The organism is Rhodococcus sp. X156 (genome assembly GCF_004006015.1).
GTDB lineage: Bacteria > Actinomycetota > Actinomycetes > Mycobacteriales > Mycobacteriaceae > X156.
Window position 1 is genome coordinate 1158918 of sequence record NZ_CP034766.1, and the last position, 15628, is coordinate 1174545.

At 74.4% G+C, this 15628-nt stretch carries 12 protein-coding genes; all 12 read left to right on the forward strand.

What is annotated here, in order from left to right:
• The first annotated feature begins 28 nt into the window (after positions 1–28).
• The 12 genes from ELX43_RS05545 (at position 29) to ELX43_RS05600 (ending at position 15598) form a co-directional block, all read left to right on the forward strand.
• Complete coding sequence (locus tag ELX43_RS05545) at positions 29–1786, forward strand: penicillin-binding protein 2 (protein ID WP_241249868.1); 1758 nt, start codon at positions 29–31, stop codon at positions 1784–1786.
• 185 nt (positions 1787–1971) lie between these two features.
• Complete coding sequence (locus ELX43_RS05550; protein WP_241249869.1) at positions 1972–3456, forward strand: UDP-N-acetylmuramoyl-L-alanyl-D-glutamate--2,6-diaminopimelate ligase; 1485 nt, start codon at positions 1972–1974, stop codon at positions 3454–3456.
• Entirely contained in the window at positions 3453–4997 is a 1545-nt protein-coding gene (gene murF / locus ELX43_RS05555; RefSeq protein ID WP_127782496.1) for a UDP-N-acetylmuramoyl-tripeptide--D-alanyl-D-alanine ligase, read from the forward strand. Before ELX43_RS05550 ends, murF begins: the two co-directional genes overlap by 4 nt.
• Positions 4994–6073 (forward strand): phospho-N-acetylmuramoyl-pentapeptide-transferase, encoded by a 1080-nt coding sequence (mraY, locus tag ELX43_RS05560; RefSeq protein WP_127782497.1) that lies wholly within the window; start codon positions 4994–4996, stop codon positions 6071–6073. Before murF ends, mraY begins: the two co-directional genes overlap by 4 nt.
• Positions 6074–6114: 41 nt before the next feature.
• On the forward strand, positions 6115–7557 hold the full coding sequence (murD, locus tag ELX43_RS05565) for a UDP-N-acetylmuramoyl-L-alanine--D-glutamate ligase (RefSeq protein ID WP_241249870.1): 1443 nt from the start codon (positions 6115–6117) through the stop codon (positions 7555–7557).
• 194 nt (positions 7558–7751) lie between these two features.
• Positions 7752–9161 (forward strand): putative lipid II flippase FtsW, encoded by a 1410-nt coding sequence (ftsW, locus tag ELX43_RS05570; RefSeq protein WP_241249871.1) that lies wholly within the window; start codon positions 7752–7754, stop codon positions 9159–9161.
• Positions 9158–10264 (forward strand): undecaprenyldiphospho-muramoylpentapeptide beta-N-acetylglucosaminyltransferase, encoded by a 1107-nt coding sequence (murG, locus tag ELX43_RS05575; protein WP_127782499.1) that lies wholly within the window; start codon positions 9158–9160, stop codon positions 10262–10264. The genes ftsW and murG overlap by 4 nt, the downstream gene beginning before the upstream one ends.
• Positions 10261–11724, forward strand: coding sequence for a UDP-N-acetylmuramate--L-alanine ligase (gene murC, locus ELX43_RS05580; protein WP_127782500.1), 1464 nt, complete (start codon positions 10261–10263; stop codon positions 11722–11724). The genes murG and murC overlap by 4 nt, the downstream gene beginning before the upstream one ends.
• Positions 11721–12635 (forward strand): FtsQ-type POTRA domain-containing protein, encoded by a 915-nt coding sequence (locus ELX43_RS05585; RefSeq protein WP_241249801.1) that lies wholly within the window; start codon positions 11721–11723, stop codon positions 12633–12635. Before murC ends, ELX43_RS05585 begins: the two co-directional genes overlap by 4 nt.
• Positions 12636–12867: 232 nt before the next feature.
• Positions 12868–14115: a cell division protein FtsZ gene (gene ftsZ, locus ELX43_RS05590; RefSeq protein WP_127782501.1), complete on the forward strand. Its 1248-nt coding sequence runs from the start codon at positions 12868–12870 to the stop codon at positions 14113–14115.
• A 14-nt stretch (positions 14116–14129) separates the two neighbouring features.
• Entirely contained in the window at positions 14130–14843 is a 714-nt protein-coding gene (gene pgeF, locus ELX43_RS05595) for a peptidoglycan editing factor PgeF (RefSeq protein ID WP_127784705.1), read from the forward strand.
• Positions 14840–15598 (forward strand): YggS family pyridoxal phosphate-dependent enzyme, encoded by a 759-nt coding sequence (locus tag ELX43_RS05600; protein WP_127782502.1) that lies wholly within the window; start codon positions 14840–14842, stop codon positions 15596–15598. Before pgeF ends, ELX43_RS05600 begins: the two co-directional genes overlap by 4 nt.
• The last annotated feature ends 30 nt before the right edge of the window (positions 15599–15628 follow it).

Consider the following 15628-nt stretch of genomic DNA (forward strand, 5'->3'; position numbering starts at 1 on the left):
CGACTACCGCCGCCACCAGGTCAGCGCCATGCTGATGGTGGCGGCGCTGGTCATTGCCGGCTTCCAGCTGATCCGCGTGCAGGGCGTGGACGCCGCCGGGCTGTCCGCCCGGGCCGATGCCCAGCGCACCTCCACCCAGACACTGGTGGCCAACCGCGGCGCCATCACCGACGTCACCGGCAAGAAGATGGCGTTCACCCTGCAGGCCAAGGCCCTCACCTTCCAGCCGCAGGCGGTCAAGGCGGACCTGGTCAAGGCCCGTGAGGCCAACCCCGCCGCACCCACGCCGGCCGACCGCATCCAGCAGATCGCCGTCGGCGTGCACGACGTCCTGGGCCCGGCCGCCCCGGTGGCCAAGCTGGTGCAGGCGATGAGCGCGGACACCACCTTCACCTACCTGGCCCGGGGCGTGGACCCGGCCCTGGCCACGCAGATCACCGAGAGCTTCCCGGAGGTCGGCGCCGAGCGCCAGGACATCCGGCAGTACCCCACCGGTCGCACCGGAGCCAACATGATCGGCGGCACCGGCTGGGACGGCCACGGCCTGCTCGGCCTGGAGGGCTCGATGGACGCCACCCTGGCGGGCACCGACGGCACCCGCACCGTGGAGGTCGGCTCCGACGGCGCCGTCATCCCGGGCAGCACCCGCGACGAGCAGCCGGCCCAGGACGGCGACACCATCCAGCTGACCTTCGACGCCGACGCCCAGTACCAGGTGCAGGAGATGACCCAGCGCGCCAAGGACCTCTCCGGGGCCAAGCACGCCTCGGTGGTGGTCATGGACACCAAGGGCAAGATCGTGGCGATGGCCAACGACGGCACCTTCGACCCGGGCACCGAGACCGGGACCGCGCCCGCCGCCGCGCTGGGCAACCCGTCGGTCACCACCCCGTTCGAGCCCGGCTCGGTGGCCAAGATCGTCACCGCCGCCGCCGCCATCGAGTACGGCGTCACCACGCCGGAGGAAGTGCTGGACATCCCCGCCGGCATCACCATGGGTGGCGCCACCGTGCGCGACGCGTGGGGACACGGCGACGTCAAGTACACGACCACCGGGGTGTTCGGGAAGTCCTCCAACATCGGCACCCTGGTGCTCGCCCAGCGGGTGGGCGCCGACCGCTTCTCCGACATGGTCAGCCGCTTCGGGCTGGGTCAGCTCACCAACGTCGGCCTGCCCGGCGAGACGGCCGGCTCGGTGCCGCCGCAGTCGCAGTGGTCGGGCAGCACCTTCGCCAACCTGCCCATCGGGCAGGGCCTGTCCATGTCCCTGCTGCAGATGACCGGCATGTACCAGGCCATCGCCAACGGCGGCGTGCGCATCCCGCCCCGCGTGGTGGCCGCCACCGTCGACGCCAGCGGCAACCGCACCGAGACGCCCGAGCCCGAGGGCGTGCGGGTGGTCAGCGAGCAGACGGCCAGCACCGTCAAGGACATGTTCCGCGCGGTGGTGCAGGACGAGCCGAACCAGGAGCGTGGCACCGGAGTGGCAGCGGGCATCGACGGCTACCAGGTGTCCGGCAAGACCGGCACCGCCCAGCAGGTCGACCCGAAGTGCGGCTGCTACTCCAACTCGCAGTACAACATCACCTTCGCGGGCATGGTTCCGGCCGACAACCCCAAGTACGTCATCGGCATCATGCTCGACGCCCCCGAGCGGTCCACCGACGGCAAGCCGGGTGCCTCCGCCGCCCCGCTCTTCCACGACATCGCCTCCTGGCTGCTGCTGCGCAACCGGGTTCCGCTCTCCAGCGGCCCCACGCCGGTCATGCCCTTCGTGAAGGAGTGAGAGCCCCACGCGAGCCGGTAACCTCATCGCACGTGCCGCCGCCCCCTGAGCTTCCCGCCCCCGAGTCCGAGAGTTCCCCGGTGCCCGACCGGATCCACCCGCAGACCCCCGGTCAGACGCCGGTTGCCGCTCCACCAGCCGAGGACGAGCGCCCCACCGCGAGCGTGCCCACGACGCTGACCGAGCTGGCCGTCCTGGTCGGCGCCGAGCTGCGCAGCACCAGCACCAGCGCCGAGATCACGGTCACCGGAGCCACCCTGCGCGCCGACACAGTGCGCCCCGGCGACCTCTTCGCCGCGCTGCCGGGTGCGCGCGCCCACGGTGCCGACTTCGCCGCCACCGCCCTGGCCGCCGGTGCGGTGGCCGTGCTGACCGACGCCGCCGGCGCCACCCGGCCCGCCCTGGTCGACGTGCCGGTGCTGGTGCACCCCGACCCCCGCTCGGTCGTGGGCATCCTCTCCGCGCACCTCTACGGCAACCCGTCGGCGCACGTGCCCGTGCTCGGCATCACCGGGACCTCCGGCAAGACCACCACCGCCTACCTGGTGGAGGCCGGCCTGCGCGCCGCTGGGCTGGTGCCCGGCCTCATCGGCACCGTGGAGACGCGGGTGGCCGGTCGGCGCATCCCCAGCAGCTTCACCACGCCGGAGGCGCCGGACCTGCAGGCCCTGCTGGGACGGATGGACGAGGGGGCGGTCGACGCCGTGGTCATGGAGGTCTCCAGCCACGCGCTCACCCTGGGCCGGGTGGAGGGCACCCGCTTCGCGGTGGGCGGCTTCACCAACCTCTCCCGCGAGCACCTGGACTTCCACCCCACCTTCGAGGACTACTTCGCGGCCAAGGCCCGACTGTTCGCCCCCGGCTCCGCGGTGCGCTGCGAGCGGGCCGTGGTGTGCGTGGACGACGAGTGGGGCCGGCGCATCGCCGAGCTCTACGGCCCGGACGCGGTGACCGTCAGCGCCACCGGCTCCGCCGCCAGTTGGTGGGCCGAGGACGTCTCCGCCGCCGACGACGGCGGCCAGCACTTCACCGCCTGCGGACCCGCGGGCGTGCGGCTGCCCGCGCACCTGCGCCTGCCCGGCCGCTACAACGTGGCCAACGCCCTGCTCGCCATCGCCATGCTCACCTGCGCCGGCGTCTCCGCCGAGCACGCGGCCGCCGGCGTGGCCGCGGTGGACGTGCCGGGGCGGATGGAGCGGGTCGACGTCGGCCAGCCCTTCCTGGCGGTCGTGGACTACGCGCACAAGCCCGCCGCGCTGCAGGCCGTGATCGAGGCCCTGCGCGAGCAGGTGTCCGGCCGGGTGGCCGTGGTGGTCGGCGCCGGGGGAGACCGCGACCCGGGCAAGCGCACCATGATGGGCGAGGCGGCCGCCCGCGGCGCCGACCTCCTCGTGGTCACCGACGACAACCCCCGCAGCGAGGACCCGGCCACCATCCGGGCCGCGGTGCTGGCCGGCACCGAGCAGGTGCCCGCCGACGTGCGAGCCGAGGTCGTCGAGGCCCTCGACCGCGCCTCGGCCATCGACCGGGCGGTCCGCTGGGCCCAGCCCGGGGACGTGGTGCTGGTGGCCGGCAAGGGCCACGAGACCGGACAGGAGATCAACGGCGTGAAGCACCCGTTCGACGACCGAGACGTGCTGGCAGCTGCCATCACGCGGACCCGCTCATGATCGCGCTGAGCCTGCAGCAGGTGGCCGACGTGGTGGGCGGGACGCTGCACGACTGTCCCGACCCGACCGTGCAGGTGACCGCCGGGGTGGAGTTCGACAGCCGCAAGATCGTGCCGGGCGGGCTGTTCCTGGCCCTGCCCGGCGAGCGGGTGGACGGCCACGACCACGCCGCCGCCGCCGTCGCCCAGGGTGCGGTGGGCGTGCTGGCTGCCCGACCGGTGGGCGTGCCCGCCGTGGTGGTGCCGGCCGCCGGTGCGCACGACCGCCGGGCGATGGCCCTGGCCGCCGACACCGACGGCTCCGGCGCCGCGGTGCTCGCCGCCCTGGCGCGGCTGGCCCGCGCCTCGGTGGACGCGCTGCCCGGCCTGCGGGTGGTGGGCGTGACCGGGTCCTCCGGCAAGACCTCCACCAAGGACCTGCTCGCCGCCGTCCTCGCCCCGCTCGGCACCGTGGTGGCGCCCCCGGGATCGTTCAACAACGAGCTGGGCCATCCCTGGACGGTGCTGCGCGCCGACGCGGACACCCGCTTCCTGGTGCTGGAGCTCTCCGCCCGCGGCGTCGGCCACGTGGCGGCGCTGTGCGAGGTGGCCCCACCGCAGATCGGCGTGGTGCTGAACGTGGGCACCGCGCACCTGGGCGAGTTCGGCTCGCGCGCGGCCATCGCCCAGGCCAAGGGCGAGCTGGTGGAGGCGCTGCCCGCCGCCGCCGACGGCGGGGTTGCCGTGCTCAACGCCGACGACCCCCTGGTGGCCGCCATGGCCTCGCGCACCACTGCCCGGGTGGTGCTGGTGGGCACCTCGCCCAGCGCCGACATCCGGGCCACCGACATCGAGCTGGACGAGCAGGCCCGGCCGCGGTTCACCCTGCACACCCCGCAGGGGCACACCCAGGTGGAGCTGGCCGTGCACGGCGAGCACAACGTGGGCAACGCGCTGGCGGCCGTCGCGGTGGCGCTGGAGGCCGGGGCCAGCCTGGGCCAGGTGCGCACCGCGCTGGCCGGTGCGCGCGCGGCCTCGGTGCGCCGGATGGACCTGCGCACCCGCGCCGACGGCGTCACCGTCATCAACGACTCCTACAACGCCAACCCCGACTCGGTGCGCGCCGCGCTGAAGGCGCTGGTCAGCATGTCCCGGGGTGCCCGGGCCGCGGTTCCGCGCCGCAGCTGGGCGGTGCTCGGCGAGATGGCCGAGCTGGGGGCGGATACCGTTGCCGCGCACGACGGCATCGGTCGCCTCGCGGTCCGGCTGGACGTGCACCGGCTGGTGGTGGTGGGCGAGTCCGCCCGGGCCATGCACACCGGCGCCGTGCAGGAGGGGTCGTGGGGAGAGGAGTCGGTGATCGTGCCCGACGTGGCCGCGGCGATCGACCTGCTGCGCCGCGAGGTCGAACCCGGTGACGTGGTGCTGGTGAAGGCCTCGCAGTCCCAGGGCCTGTGGCGGGTGGCCGAGGCGCTGCTGGCCGACGACGGGCCCAGGTCCGGCCCCGACCAGGACAGCAACAGCAACAGCAACAGCGAACAGGCAGAGGAGGGACAGCAGTGAGACAGATCCTCATCGCCGCGGGCATCGCGTTCGCGGTCTCCATCCTGCTGACCCCCTACCTGATCAAGGTCTTCTCCGGGCAGGGCTTCGGCCAGGAGATCCGCCAGGAGGGCCCGGCCAGCCACCAGGCCAAGCGCGGCACCCCCACCATGGGCGGGGTCGCCATCATCGCGGCGCTGTGGGCCGGCTACTGGGGTTCCCACGCCATCGGGGCCGGCCTGGAGGCGGAGGGGCCGACAGCGTCGGGGCTGCTGGTGCTGGGACTGACCTCGGTCCTCGGGCTGGTGGGCTTCCTCGACGACTTCATCAAGATCCGCAAGCAGCGCAACCTCGGCCTGAACAAGACGGCCAAGCTCGTCGGCCAGCTGGTCGCCGCGGTGCTGTTCGGGGTGCTGGCGCTGCGCTTCGCCAACGAGGAGGGCCTCACCCCGGCCACGCCCAACCTGTCCTTCGTGCGGGACATCGCCACGGTGTCCTTCGGCACGGTCGGCTTCGTGCTGTTCTGCTACCTGCTGGTGAGCGCCTGGTCCAACGCGGTGAACCTCACCGACGGCTTGGACGGGCTCGCCGCCGGCTCCATGGCGATGGTGCTGGCCACCTACGTCATCATCTGCTTCTGGCAGTACCGCAACGACTGCGGCACCACCGCGCTGGCCGGCTGCTACGAGGTGCGCGACCCGCTGGACGTGTCCCTGCTCGCCGCTGCGGCGATGGGTGGCTGCGTCGGCTTCCTGTGGTGGAACGCCGCACCGGCCAAGATCTTCATGGGCGACACCGGCTCGCTGGCCCTGGGTGGGCTGCTCGCCGGCATCAGCATGGTCACCCGCACCGAGCTGCTGCTGGTGGTGCTGGGCGCGCTGTTCGTGATGGAGGCAGCCTCCGTGGTGGTGCAGGTGGCGGTGTTCCGCACCAGCCGCCGACGGGTGTTCCGGATGGCCCCGTTCCACCACCACTTCGAGCTCGCCGGATGGGCGGAGACCACGGTGATCATCCGCTTCTGGATCCTCGCCGCGATCTCCTGCGCCCTGGGCCTGGCGCTGTTCTACAGCGAGTGGCTCTCGGCGATCGGGCCGTGACCGGTCCCGGCGGCACGAGCGCTGCGGCCCCGCGCCCGGCGCTGGACGTGCGCGAGCTGACCGGTCGGCAGGTGCTGGTGGCCGGCGGCCGGGTGAGCGGCCTGGCCATGGTGCGCGCCCTGGTTCGCCTCGGCGCCCGGGTGGTGGCCACCGACTCCAACCCCGCCATGCTCGACCAGCTCACCGCCCTGGGTGCGGAGGCGCACCTGGACCTGCAGGAGCCGCCCGCGGGCACCGAGCTGGTGTGCACCGTGCCCGGGTTCCGCCCCGATGCGCCGCTGCTGCGGGCCGCGGCGGCCGCGGGGCTGCCGGTGTGGGGCGACGTCGAGCTGGCCTGGTGGTGCGACCAGGCCGAGGTGTTCGGCCCCCGCAAGCAGTGGCTGGTGGTCACCGGCACCAACGGCAAGACCACCACCACCACCATGCTGGACGCGATCCTCACCGCCGACGGCCTGGCCAGCACCGCCTGCGGCAACATCGGGCGCGCGGTGCTGGACGTGCTGCTGGCGGAGCCGGCGCTGACCCACCTCGCGGTGGAGCTGTCCTCCTTCCAGCTGCACTGGGCGCCGTCGGTGCGCCCCGCAGCCGGTGCCGTGCTGAACATCGCCGAGGACCACCTGGACTGGCACGGTGGGATGGCCGCCTACACCGCGGCCAAGGCGCAGGTCCTCACCGGCGACGTGGCGGTGGTGGGGGTGGACGACCCGGCCGCGGCCGCGCTGGGCGAGCAGCCCCGGGCTGGGCGCACCGTGGGCTTCACCCTGGGCGAGCCCACGGCAGACCAGCTCGGCGTCGTCGGCGACGCGCTGGTGGACCGGGCCTTCGGCGACGGCCCCGAGGCGCACACCGTGCTGGCGCACACCGCTGACGTCACCCCGGCCGGCCCGCCCGGGCTGCTGGACGCCCTCGCGGCGGCCGCGCTGGCCCGCTCCGCCGGGGTGGCGCCGGAGTCGGTGGCGGCGGGGCTGCGGGCCGTGCAGCAGGGTGCGCACCGCGCGGTGCTGGTGGCCACCCACGACGGCGTGGACTACGTCGACGACTCCAAGGCCACCAACCCGCACGCCGCGCTCGCCTCCGTCACCGCCCACCCCCGGGTGGTCTGGGTGGCCGGCGGGCTGCTCAAGGGAGCCAGCGTGGACGCGCTGGTGCAGGCGGTCGCCGACCGGCTGGTGGGTGCGGTGCTGCTGGGTCGCGACCGTGCGGTGATCGCCGACGCACTGCGGCGACACGCGCCGCAGATCCCGGTGGTGGAGGTGGGCAAGGGCCACGATGGACCCATGAGCGAGGTGCTGTCGGCTGACGCTGCGATGTCCGCGGTGGTCGGCGAGGCGGCGCGGCTGGCCCAGCCCGGCGACGTGGTGCTGCTCGCGCCGGCCGCGGCCTCCATGGACATGTTCACCGACTACGGCCACCGCGGAGATGCCTTCGCCGCGGCAGCCCAGGCGCTGGCCACCGGTGCGACCGCGCCGGGGACGGAGCGGTGACCATCAGCAAGGACGCCGCCGGGCGCCGGAGCACCGGCTCGCGCACCGGCAGCCGCGGGACGCGGGGCGCCGCCGAGGACCGACGCCCCCGGCGCGGGGCCTCGTCGGCGTCGGCGGGGGTCTCCGCCACGGCCCGCCAGGTCGGCGAGCGGCTCACCGGCTGGCTCTCCCGGCCGCTCACCTCGTTCCACCTGGTGGTCAGCCTGCTGCTGCTGCTCAGCGGGCTCGGGCTCACCATGGTGCTCTCGGCCTCCAGCGTGGAGTCCTACGCCCAGGACGGCTCCGCCTACAGCGTCTTCACCCGGCAGGTCATCTTCGTGCTGCTGGGTCTGTGCCTGTTCTACGTGGGCATGCGCGTCAAGGTGGCCACCCTGCGCAGGTGGTCGCTGCCGGCGTTCCTGGGCTGCGTGGCGATGCTGGTGCTGGTGCTGGTGCCCGGCATCGGCAGCATGTCCAACGGCGCCCGGTCGTGGTTCGTCCTCGGGCCGGTGTCGCTGCAGCCCTCCGAGGTGGCCAAGATCGCGATCGCCGTGTGGGGCGCGCACCTGCTGTCGATCAAGCGTGGCCAGCTGCACTCGCTGCGGCACATGCTCATGCCGCTGCTGCCGGCGGCGGCCATCGTGCTGGTGCTGATCTTCCTGCAGCCCGACCTGGGCACCAGCATCTCGCTGGCCATCGTGGTGCTGGGACTGCTGTGGTTCGCCGGGGCGCCGGTCAAGCTGTTCCTGACCCTGCTGGCCCTGGCCGGTGTGGTCTTCGTGGTGGTGGCGCTGACCGCGAGCTACCGCCTGGAGCGCATCACCTCCTTCCTCGACCCCGGGGCCGACCCGCAGGGGGCGGGCTACCAGGCCATGCAGGCCCGGTACTCCCTGGCCGGGGGCGGGCTGTGGGGCGTGGGGCTGGGGCAGAGCCGCGGCAAGTGGAGCTACCTGCCCGAGGCGCACAACGACTTCATCTTCGCCATCCTCGGCGAGGAGCTGGGCTTCGTCGGCGCCGCCGCGGTGCTGCTGCTCTTCGGCGCCCTCGCCTACACCGGGCTGCGCATCGCCCGCCGCTCCATCGACCCGTTCCTGCGCCTGCTCACCGCCACCGTCACGCTGTGGCTGGTGGGTCAGGCCGTCATCAACATCGGCTACGTCATCGGGCTGCTGCCCGTCACCGGGCTCACCCTGCCGCTGGTGTCCTCTGGAGGTACTTCCACCGCCGTGACCATGTTCGTGTTCGGACTGCTGGCCAACGCCGCGCGCCACGAGCCACCCGCCGTGGCCGCCCTGCGCACCCAGGGGGAGGGCCCGCTCGGCCGGCTGCTGCGGCTGCCGGCGCCTGAGCCCTACCGCGCCCGCCCCAGCTCCCGGGTGGTGCGCACCGGCGAGCAGGCGCGCCGCGCGCGCACCGCGCACCCGGCACCTGGTGGTGCCCGCCCGACCGCCGAGCGTGCTGGGCCGGAGGGCGTTGCCGCCGACCGCAGGACCGAGCCGCTGCGCTCCGCCCCCCGCGGGCAGTCCCGCCAGCCCGCCCGTGGTCCGCGCAGCCGCACCCCCGAGCCGCCGCGGCGTCCCGGCACCAGCCGCGGCACCGACACCGGACGCGGAGGTCGCAGGTGAGCACTGCTGCTGACCAGCGCCCGCTCTCGGTGGTGGTGGCCGGAGGTGGCACGGCCGGACACGTCGAGCCCGCGCTGGCCGTGGCCGACGCCCTCCGCCTGGTGCGGCCGGACGTGCGGGTCACTGCCCTGGGCACCGCTCGCGGGCTGGAGACCACGCTGGTACCAGAGCGGGGCTACCCGCTGCAGCTGATCCCGCCGGTCCCGCTGCCGCGCAAGCTCTCCGCCGACCTGCTCCGGCTGCCGGCCCGTGTGGTCGCCTCGGTGCGCGCCACCCGGGCGGTGCTGCGCGCGGTGGACGCCGACGTGGTGGTCGGCTTCGGCGGCTACGTCGCGCTGCCGGCCTACCTCGCCGCCCGCGGGCGCCGCGGGGTGCCGGTGGTGGTGCACGAGGCCAACGCCCGCGCCGGCGTCGCCAACAAGGTGGGTGCCCGCGTGGCGCGCCGCGTGCTGGCGGCTGTGCCCGGCAGCGGGCTCCGTGGCGCCGAGGTGGTGGGCATCCCGCTGCGGCAGTCCATCACCGACCTCGACCGCGCCGCGCTGCGCGCCGAGGCCCGCAAGCACTTCGACCTCGACCCCGACGGGCCGGTGCTGCTGGTCACCGGTGGCTCGCAGGGCGCCCGCAGCATCAACGACGCCGTGTCCGGTGCGGCGCAGGCCCTGGGCCGGGCCGGCATCGGCGTGCTGCACGCGCACGGCCCGCGCAACACCGTCGAGGTGCACTCGCCGGAGGGCGCGCCGCGCTACGTGGCCGTGCCGTACCTGTCCCGGATGGACCTGGCCTACGCCGCCGCCGACGCCACCATCTGCCGCTCCGGCGCGATGACCGTCGCCGAGGTCTCCGCGGTCGGCCTGCCGGGCATCTTCGTGCCCCTGCCGCACGGCAACGGCGAGCAGGAGCTCAACGCTCGTCCGGTGGTCGACGCCGGCGGTGGACTGCTGGTGCGCGACGCCGACCTCACTCCCGAGCTGGTGGCGACCACCGTCGTGCCGCTGCTCACCGACCCCGAGCGGCTGGCGGCCATGGGGGCCGCCGCCGCCGCGTCCGGGCACCGCAGCGCGGCCGCCCGCATCGCCGAGATCGTCCTGGAGGTAGCCCGATGACCCCGCTCGACGAGCCGAACGAGCTCAGCGAAGGGTTGCCGGCCGAGCTGGCGCGGGTGCACATGGTGGGCATCGGCGGTGCCGGCATGAGCGGGGTGGCGCGGATCCTGCTCGCCCGCGGTGGGCAGGTCTCCGGCTCCGACGCCAAGGAGTCCCGCGGCGTCCTGGCGCTGCGCGCCCGCGGCGCCCAGGTGCGGCTGGGCCACGACCCCTCCGCGCTGGACCTGCTGCCGGGTGGGCCCACCACGGTGGTCACCACCACGGCCGCCATCCCCAAGGACAACCCAGAGCTGGTCGAGGCTCGTCGGCGCGGCATCCCGGTGACGGTGCGGCCCAAGGTGCTGGCCTCGCTGATGACCGAGACCCGCAACGTGCTGGTGGCCGGCACGCACGGCAAGACCTCCACCACCTCGATGCTGGTGGTGGCCCTGCAGCGCTGCGCCTTCGACCCGTCGTTCGCCATCGGCGGCGAGCTCAACGAGTCGGGCACCAACGCCCACCACGGCAGCGGCGACGTCTTCGTGGCCGAGGCCGACGAGAGCGACGGCTCGCTGCTGGAGTACAGCCCGCACGTCGTGGTGGTCACCAACGTCGACTACGACCACCTGGACTACTTCGGCACCGTCGAGGCCTACGTGGCGGTGTTCGACGCCTTCCTCGAGCGCATCGACCCCGATGGCGTGCTCATCGCCTGCGCCGACGACCCGGGCTCGGCCGCGCTGGCCGACCGGGCCGAGGCCGCCGGCCTCCGGGTGCAGCGCTACGGCCGCGCCGAGGGCGCCGACGCCCGCCTGCTCAGCTGGTCGGCGGCCGACGGTGGCGGCGCGGGGGAGGTGGCGCTGGCGGGGGAGAGCGCTGCGCGTCCCATGCGGCTCAACGTCCCCGGCGAGCACATGGCCCTCAACGCCCTGGGTGCGCTGCTGGCCGCCCTGGCGGTGGGCGCTGACCCGGCCCGGGCGCTGGAGGGACTCACCTCCTTCGGCGGGGTGCACCGGCGGTTCCAGCTCACCGGCAGCGAGGCCGGGGTGCGCGTCTACGACGACTACGCCCACCACCCCACCGAGGTGCAGGCGGTGCTGCGCGCTGCCCGCGCCGTGGTCGAGCAGCAGCCGGACGGACCCGGCCGGGTGGTCGTGCTGTTCCAGCCGCACCTGTACTCGCGCACGCTCACCTTCGCCACGGAGTTCGGCGCCGCCCTGTCGCTGGCCGACGAGGTGGTGGTGCTCGACGTCTACGCCGCCCGCGAGGAACCGGTGGCCGGAGTGAGCGGGGCGATCGTCGCCGAGGCGGTGACCTGCCCGGTGAACTACCAGCCGCACCTGGCCGCGGCCCCCGAGCAGGTGGCCGCGCTGACCCGGCCCGGCGACCTGGTGCTCACTATGGGCGCCGGCGACGTGACCATGCTCGGTCCGGAGATCCTGCGGAGCCTGCGCCTGCGTGCGGGTGGGTCGTTGCCGTGAGCCCGGCTGGTCGCTCTCCACGGCCCACCGCTCGGGGTGGCAGCCGCAGGACGGCCACGCACCGTGGTGCCCGCTCGGCCGCCGCCCGCGCGGCCACCCGCTCCCGGCGCACCACGGACACCACGGCCGCCGAGCCGGGCGGCCGTGCCGGCCGCAGCGCCCGGCGCAGTGCCCGGCGCGGTGGTGCCCGCAGCAGTGCTGCCAGCCGCAGCGGGGCCGGACGGGCGCGGCTGCCCAGGCTGGGCCTGCAGGTCGGCAGCCGGCAGAAGATGGCGCTGACCGTTGCGGTCGTGCTGGTGGTGGTGCTGGGCGCCGTGGCGTGGTTCAGCCCGCTGCTGTCGGTGCGCAGCGTGCAGGTGGAGGGGGCGCAGGTGCTCACCGCCGAGGAGGTGACCGCGGCGCTGGACGTGGCCGACGGCACGCCGCTGCTGCAGGTGGACCTCACCGAGGCGGCCGGCCGGGTGGCGATGCTGCCCCGCGCCGCCCGGGTGACCGTCGACCGGCACTTCCCCTCCGACCTGCGCGTGCTGGTGGAGGAGCGGGTGCCGGTGGTCTACGTGGACAAGGCCGACGGCCCGCACCTGCTGGACGCCACCGGAGTGGACTTCGCCGCCGCGGTGCCCCCGCCCGGCGTGCCGCGCCTGGTGACGGAGCGCCCCGGGCGCAGCGACCCGGTGACCACCGCAGCGCTGACCGTGATCACCTCGCTCCCGGCGCCGGTGCGCGCCCAGGTCACCCTGGTGAACCCGGGCTCGGCCGCTGACGTGCGGTTCACCCTCGGCGCGGACCGCGTGGTGGTCTGGGGGACACCGGACAACCTGGGCCGCAAGGCACAGGTGCTGGCAGCGGTGCTCACCCAGCCTGGCAAGGTGTACGACGTCTCCAGCCCCGACCTGCCGACCATCAGCTGACCAGGGGCGCGGAGTGGGTCACACAAAAATGATGGGCGCGTGCGGCGCGCCTGCTGGACCCAGGTGGAGCGGCTGCATAGCGTCTCCTCGTCGAACAACTTGACATAACTCTAAGCCTGCAGTTTAGGGTGAGGGTTTTGACCCCGCCCCGGCGTCCGCGCCAGCAGCACCCAGACACACCAGCTCCACCCCTGCACCCGACGGACACACGAAAGCCTGTGAGGACCCACCCATGACGCCTCCGCACAACTACCTCGCCGTAATCAAGGTCGTCGGCATCGGCGGCGGCGGTGTCAACGCGGTCAACCGGATGATCGACGTCGGCCTCAAGGGCGTGGAGTTCATCGCCATCAACACCGACGCCCAGGCGCTGCTGATGAGCGACGCCGACGTCAAGCTCGACGTCGGCCGCGAGCTCACCCGCGGCCTCGGTGCCGGCGCCGACCCCGAGGTCGGCCGCCGCGCCGCCGAGGACCACAAGGACGAGATCGAGGAGGTCCTCAAGGGGGCCGACATGGTCTTCGTGACCGCCGGCGAGGGTGGTGGCACCGGTACCGGTGGCGCCCCCGTGGTCGCCAGCATCGCCCGCAAGCTGGGTGCGCTGACCATCGGTGTGGTCACCCGCCCGTTCTCCTTCGAGGGCAAGCGCCGTGGCGGCCAGGCCGAGGACGGCATCGCCGGCCTGCGCGAGTCCTGCGACACCCTCATCGTCATCCCCAACGACCGGCTGCTGCAGCTCGGCGACGCCGCCGTCAGCCTGATGGACGCGTTCCGCTCCGCCGACGAGGTGCTGCTCAACGGTGTGCAGGGCATCACCGACCTGATCACCACCCCGGGCCTGATCAACGTCGACTTCGCCGACGTCAAGAGCGTCATGTCCGGCGCGGGCAGCGCCCTGATGGGCATCGGCTCCGCCCGCGGGGACGGGCGCGCCGTGCAGGCCGCCCAGACCGCCATCAACTCGCCGCTGCTCGAGGCCTCCATGGAGGGTGCGCACGGCGTGCTGCTGTCCATCGCCGGTGGCTCCGACCTCGGCCTGTTCGAGATCAACGAGGCCGCCACCCTGGTGCAGGAGGCCGCCCACGTCGACGCCAACATCATCTTCGGGACGGTCATCGACGACTCCCTCGGTGACGAGGTCCGGGTGACCGTGATCGCCGCCGGCTTCGACGGGTCCGGCCCGGTGCGCAAGTCGCTGGAGCCCACCGCCGTCGCACCGCGCAACTCCACCGGCAACACCGGCCAGTCCGCGCAGGGCCTGCCGCCCACCCGGGCCAGCGCCTTCGACGCCGGTCGCCAGGAGTACCCGCGCGCGGGTGCCACGGGCGAGGCCGGTCGCGGACCGGTGCAGAACGGTCCCGGCGGCCTTCCGCCGCGCCCGGGCCAGCGTCCGGCCAGCGGCTTCGGCGGCGGTCGCACCGTCCCCGTCGAGGACGACGGCGATGACGAGGTGGACGTTCCTCCCTTCATGCGGCGGTGAGTCCGTCGGCGCCGCTGCGGGTGCGCCGGGTGGTCACCACGCGAGCCGGTGGCAGCTCGGTCGGCCCGTACGCCTCCTTCAACTTCGGTGACCACGTCGGTGACGATCCCGCCGCGGTGGCCGCCAACCGGCTCCGGCTGGCCGAGGGCATCGGTCTGCCCGCTGACCGGCTGGTCTGGATGGAGCAGGTGCACGGTCGGTCGGTGGCCGTCGTGGACGGTCCGCAGCCGCACCCCGTGCCGGCCACCGACGGCCTGGTGACCGCCGAGCGCAACCTGGCGCTGGTGGTGCTCGCGGCCGACTGCACCCCGGTGCTGCTGTCCGACGACACCGCCGGCGTGGTGGCCGCGGTGCATGCCGGCCGGGTCGGTGCCCGCATCGACATCGTCGCCGCCACCCTGGCGGCTATGCGCTCGGCGGGTGCGGTGACCGAGCGGATCGCCGCGCTGCTGGGCCCTGCCGCCTGCGGGCAGTGCTACGAGGTCCCCGCCCACATGCGTGACGACGTGGAGGCGCACCTGCCGGGCAGCGCCAGCCGAACTCGCGCAGGCACGCCGGGTCTGGACATTCGCGCCGGGCTGCGGCGGTCCCTGCTGGAGCACGGCGTGGCCGGGGTGGCGGTGGACCAGCGGTGCACCATGGAGTCGGCGGAGCTGTTCAGCCACCGCCGCGGCGCCCCCACCGGGCGGCTGGCCGGCGTCATCTGGAGCGAGGACGTGGCGCGGTGACCGGTCCGGGAGCGGAGAGTGACCGCGGAGCCGGCCGCGCCGCCGAGATCGCCAGCGCCCTGGCTGCGGTGCGCGGTCGCGTCCGCGACGCCTGCCGTGCTGCGGGACGGGACGAGGCCGCGGTCGAGCTGCTGGCCGTCACCAAGACCTTCCCCGCCACCGACGCCGCCCACCTGGTGGACCTGGGCTGCCGGAGCCTGGGCGAGGCCCGCGAGCAGGAAGCCACCCCCAAGGTGGCTGAGCTGGCCCAGCTGCGGCCGGACGCGCCGGTGCGCTGGCACGTCATCGGCCGGCTGCAGCGCAACAAGACCCGCTCGGTGGCCCGCTGGGCGCACCGGGTGGAGACGGTGGACAGTCCCCGGCTGCTGGCCGCGCTGGACCGCGCCACGGGCAACGCCGCGAGTGCGGGGGAGCGCAGCACGCCGCTGGAGGTGCTGGTGCAGGTGAGCCTGGACGGCGACCCCACCCGCGGTGGCTGCCCCCGCGAGGACCTGCCCGAGCTGGTCGAGCGCGCCGCCACGGCCGAGCACCTGCGGCTGCGGGGCCTGATGGCCGTCGCTCCCCAGGAGGCCGACCCCGACACCGCGTTCGCCACCACGGCCGAGCTCGCCGAGGCCGTCCGGCAGCAGCACCCGTCCGCCGACCAGCTCTCCACCGGCATGTCCCACGACCTGGAGGCGGCTGTGCGTCACGGCTCCACCTGCGTGCGTGTCGGTACGGCCCTGCTGGGCGCGCGGCCGATAATCTCAACCTGATCACGATGCACCTGCACACGACGCACCTGA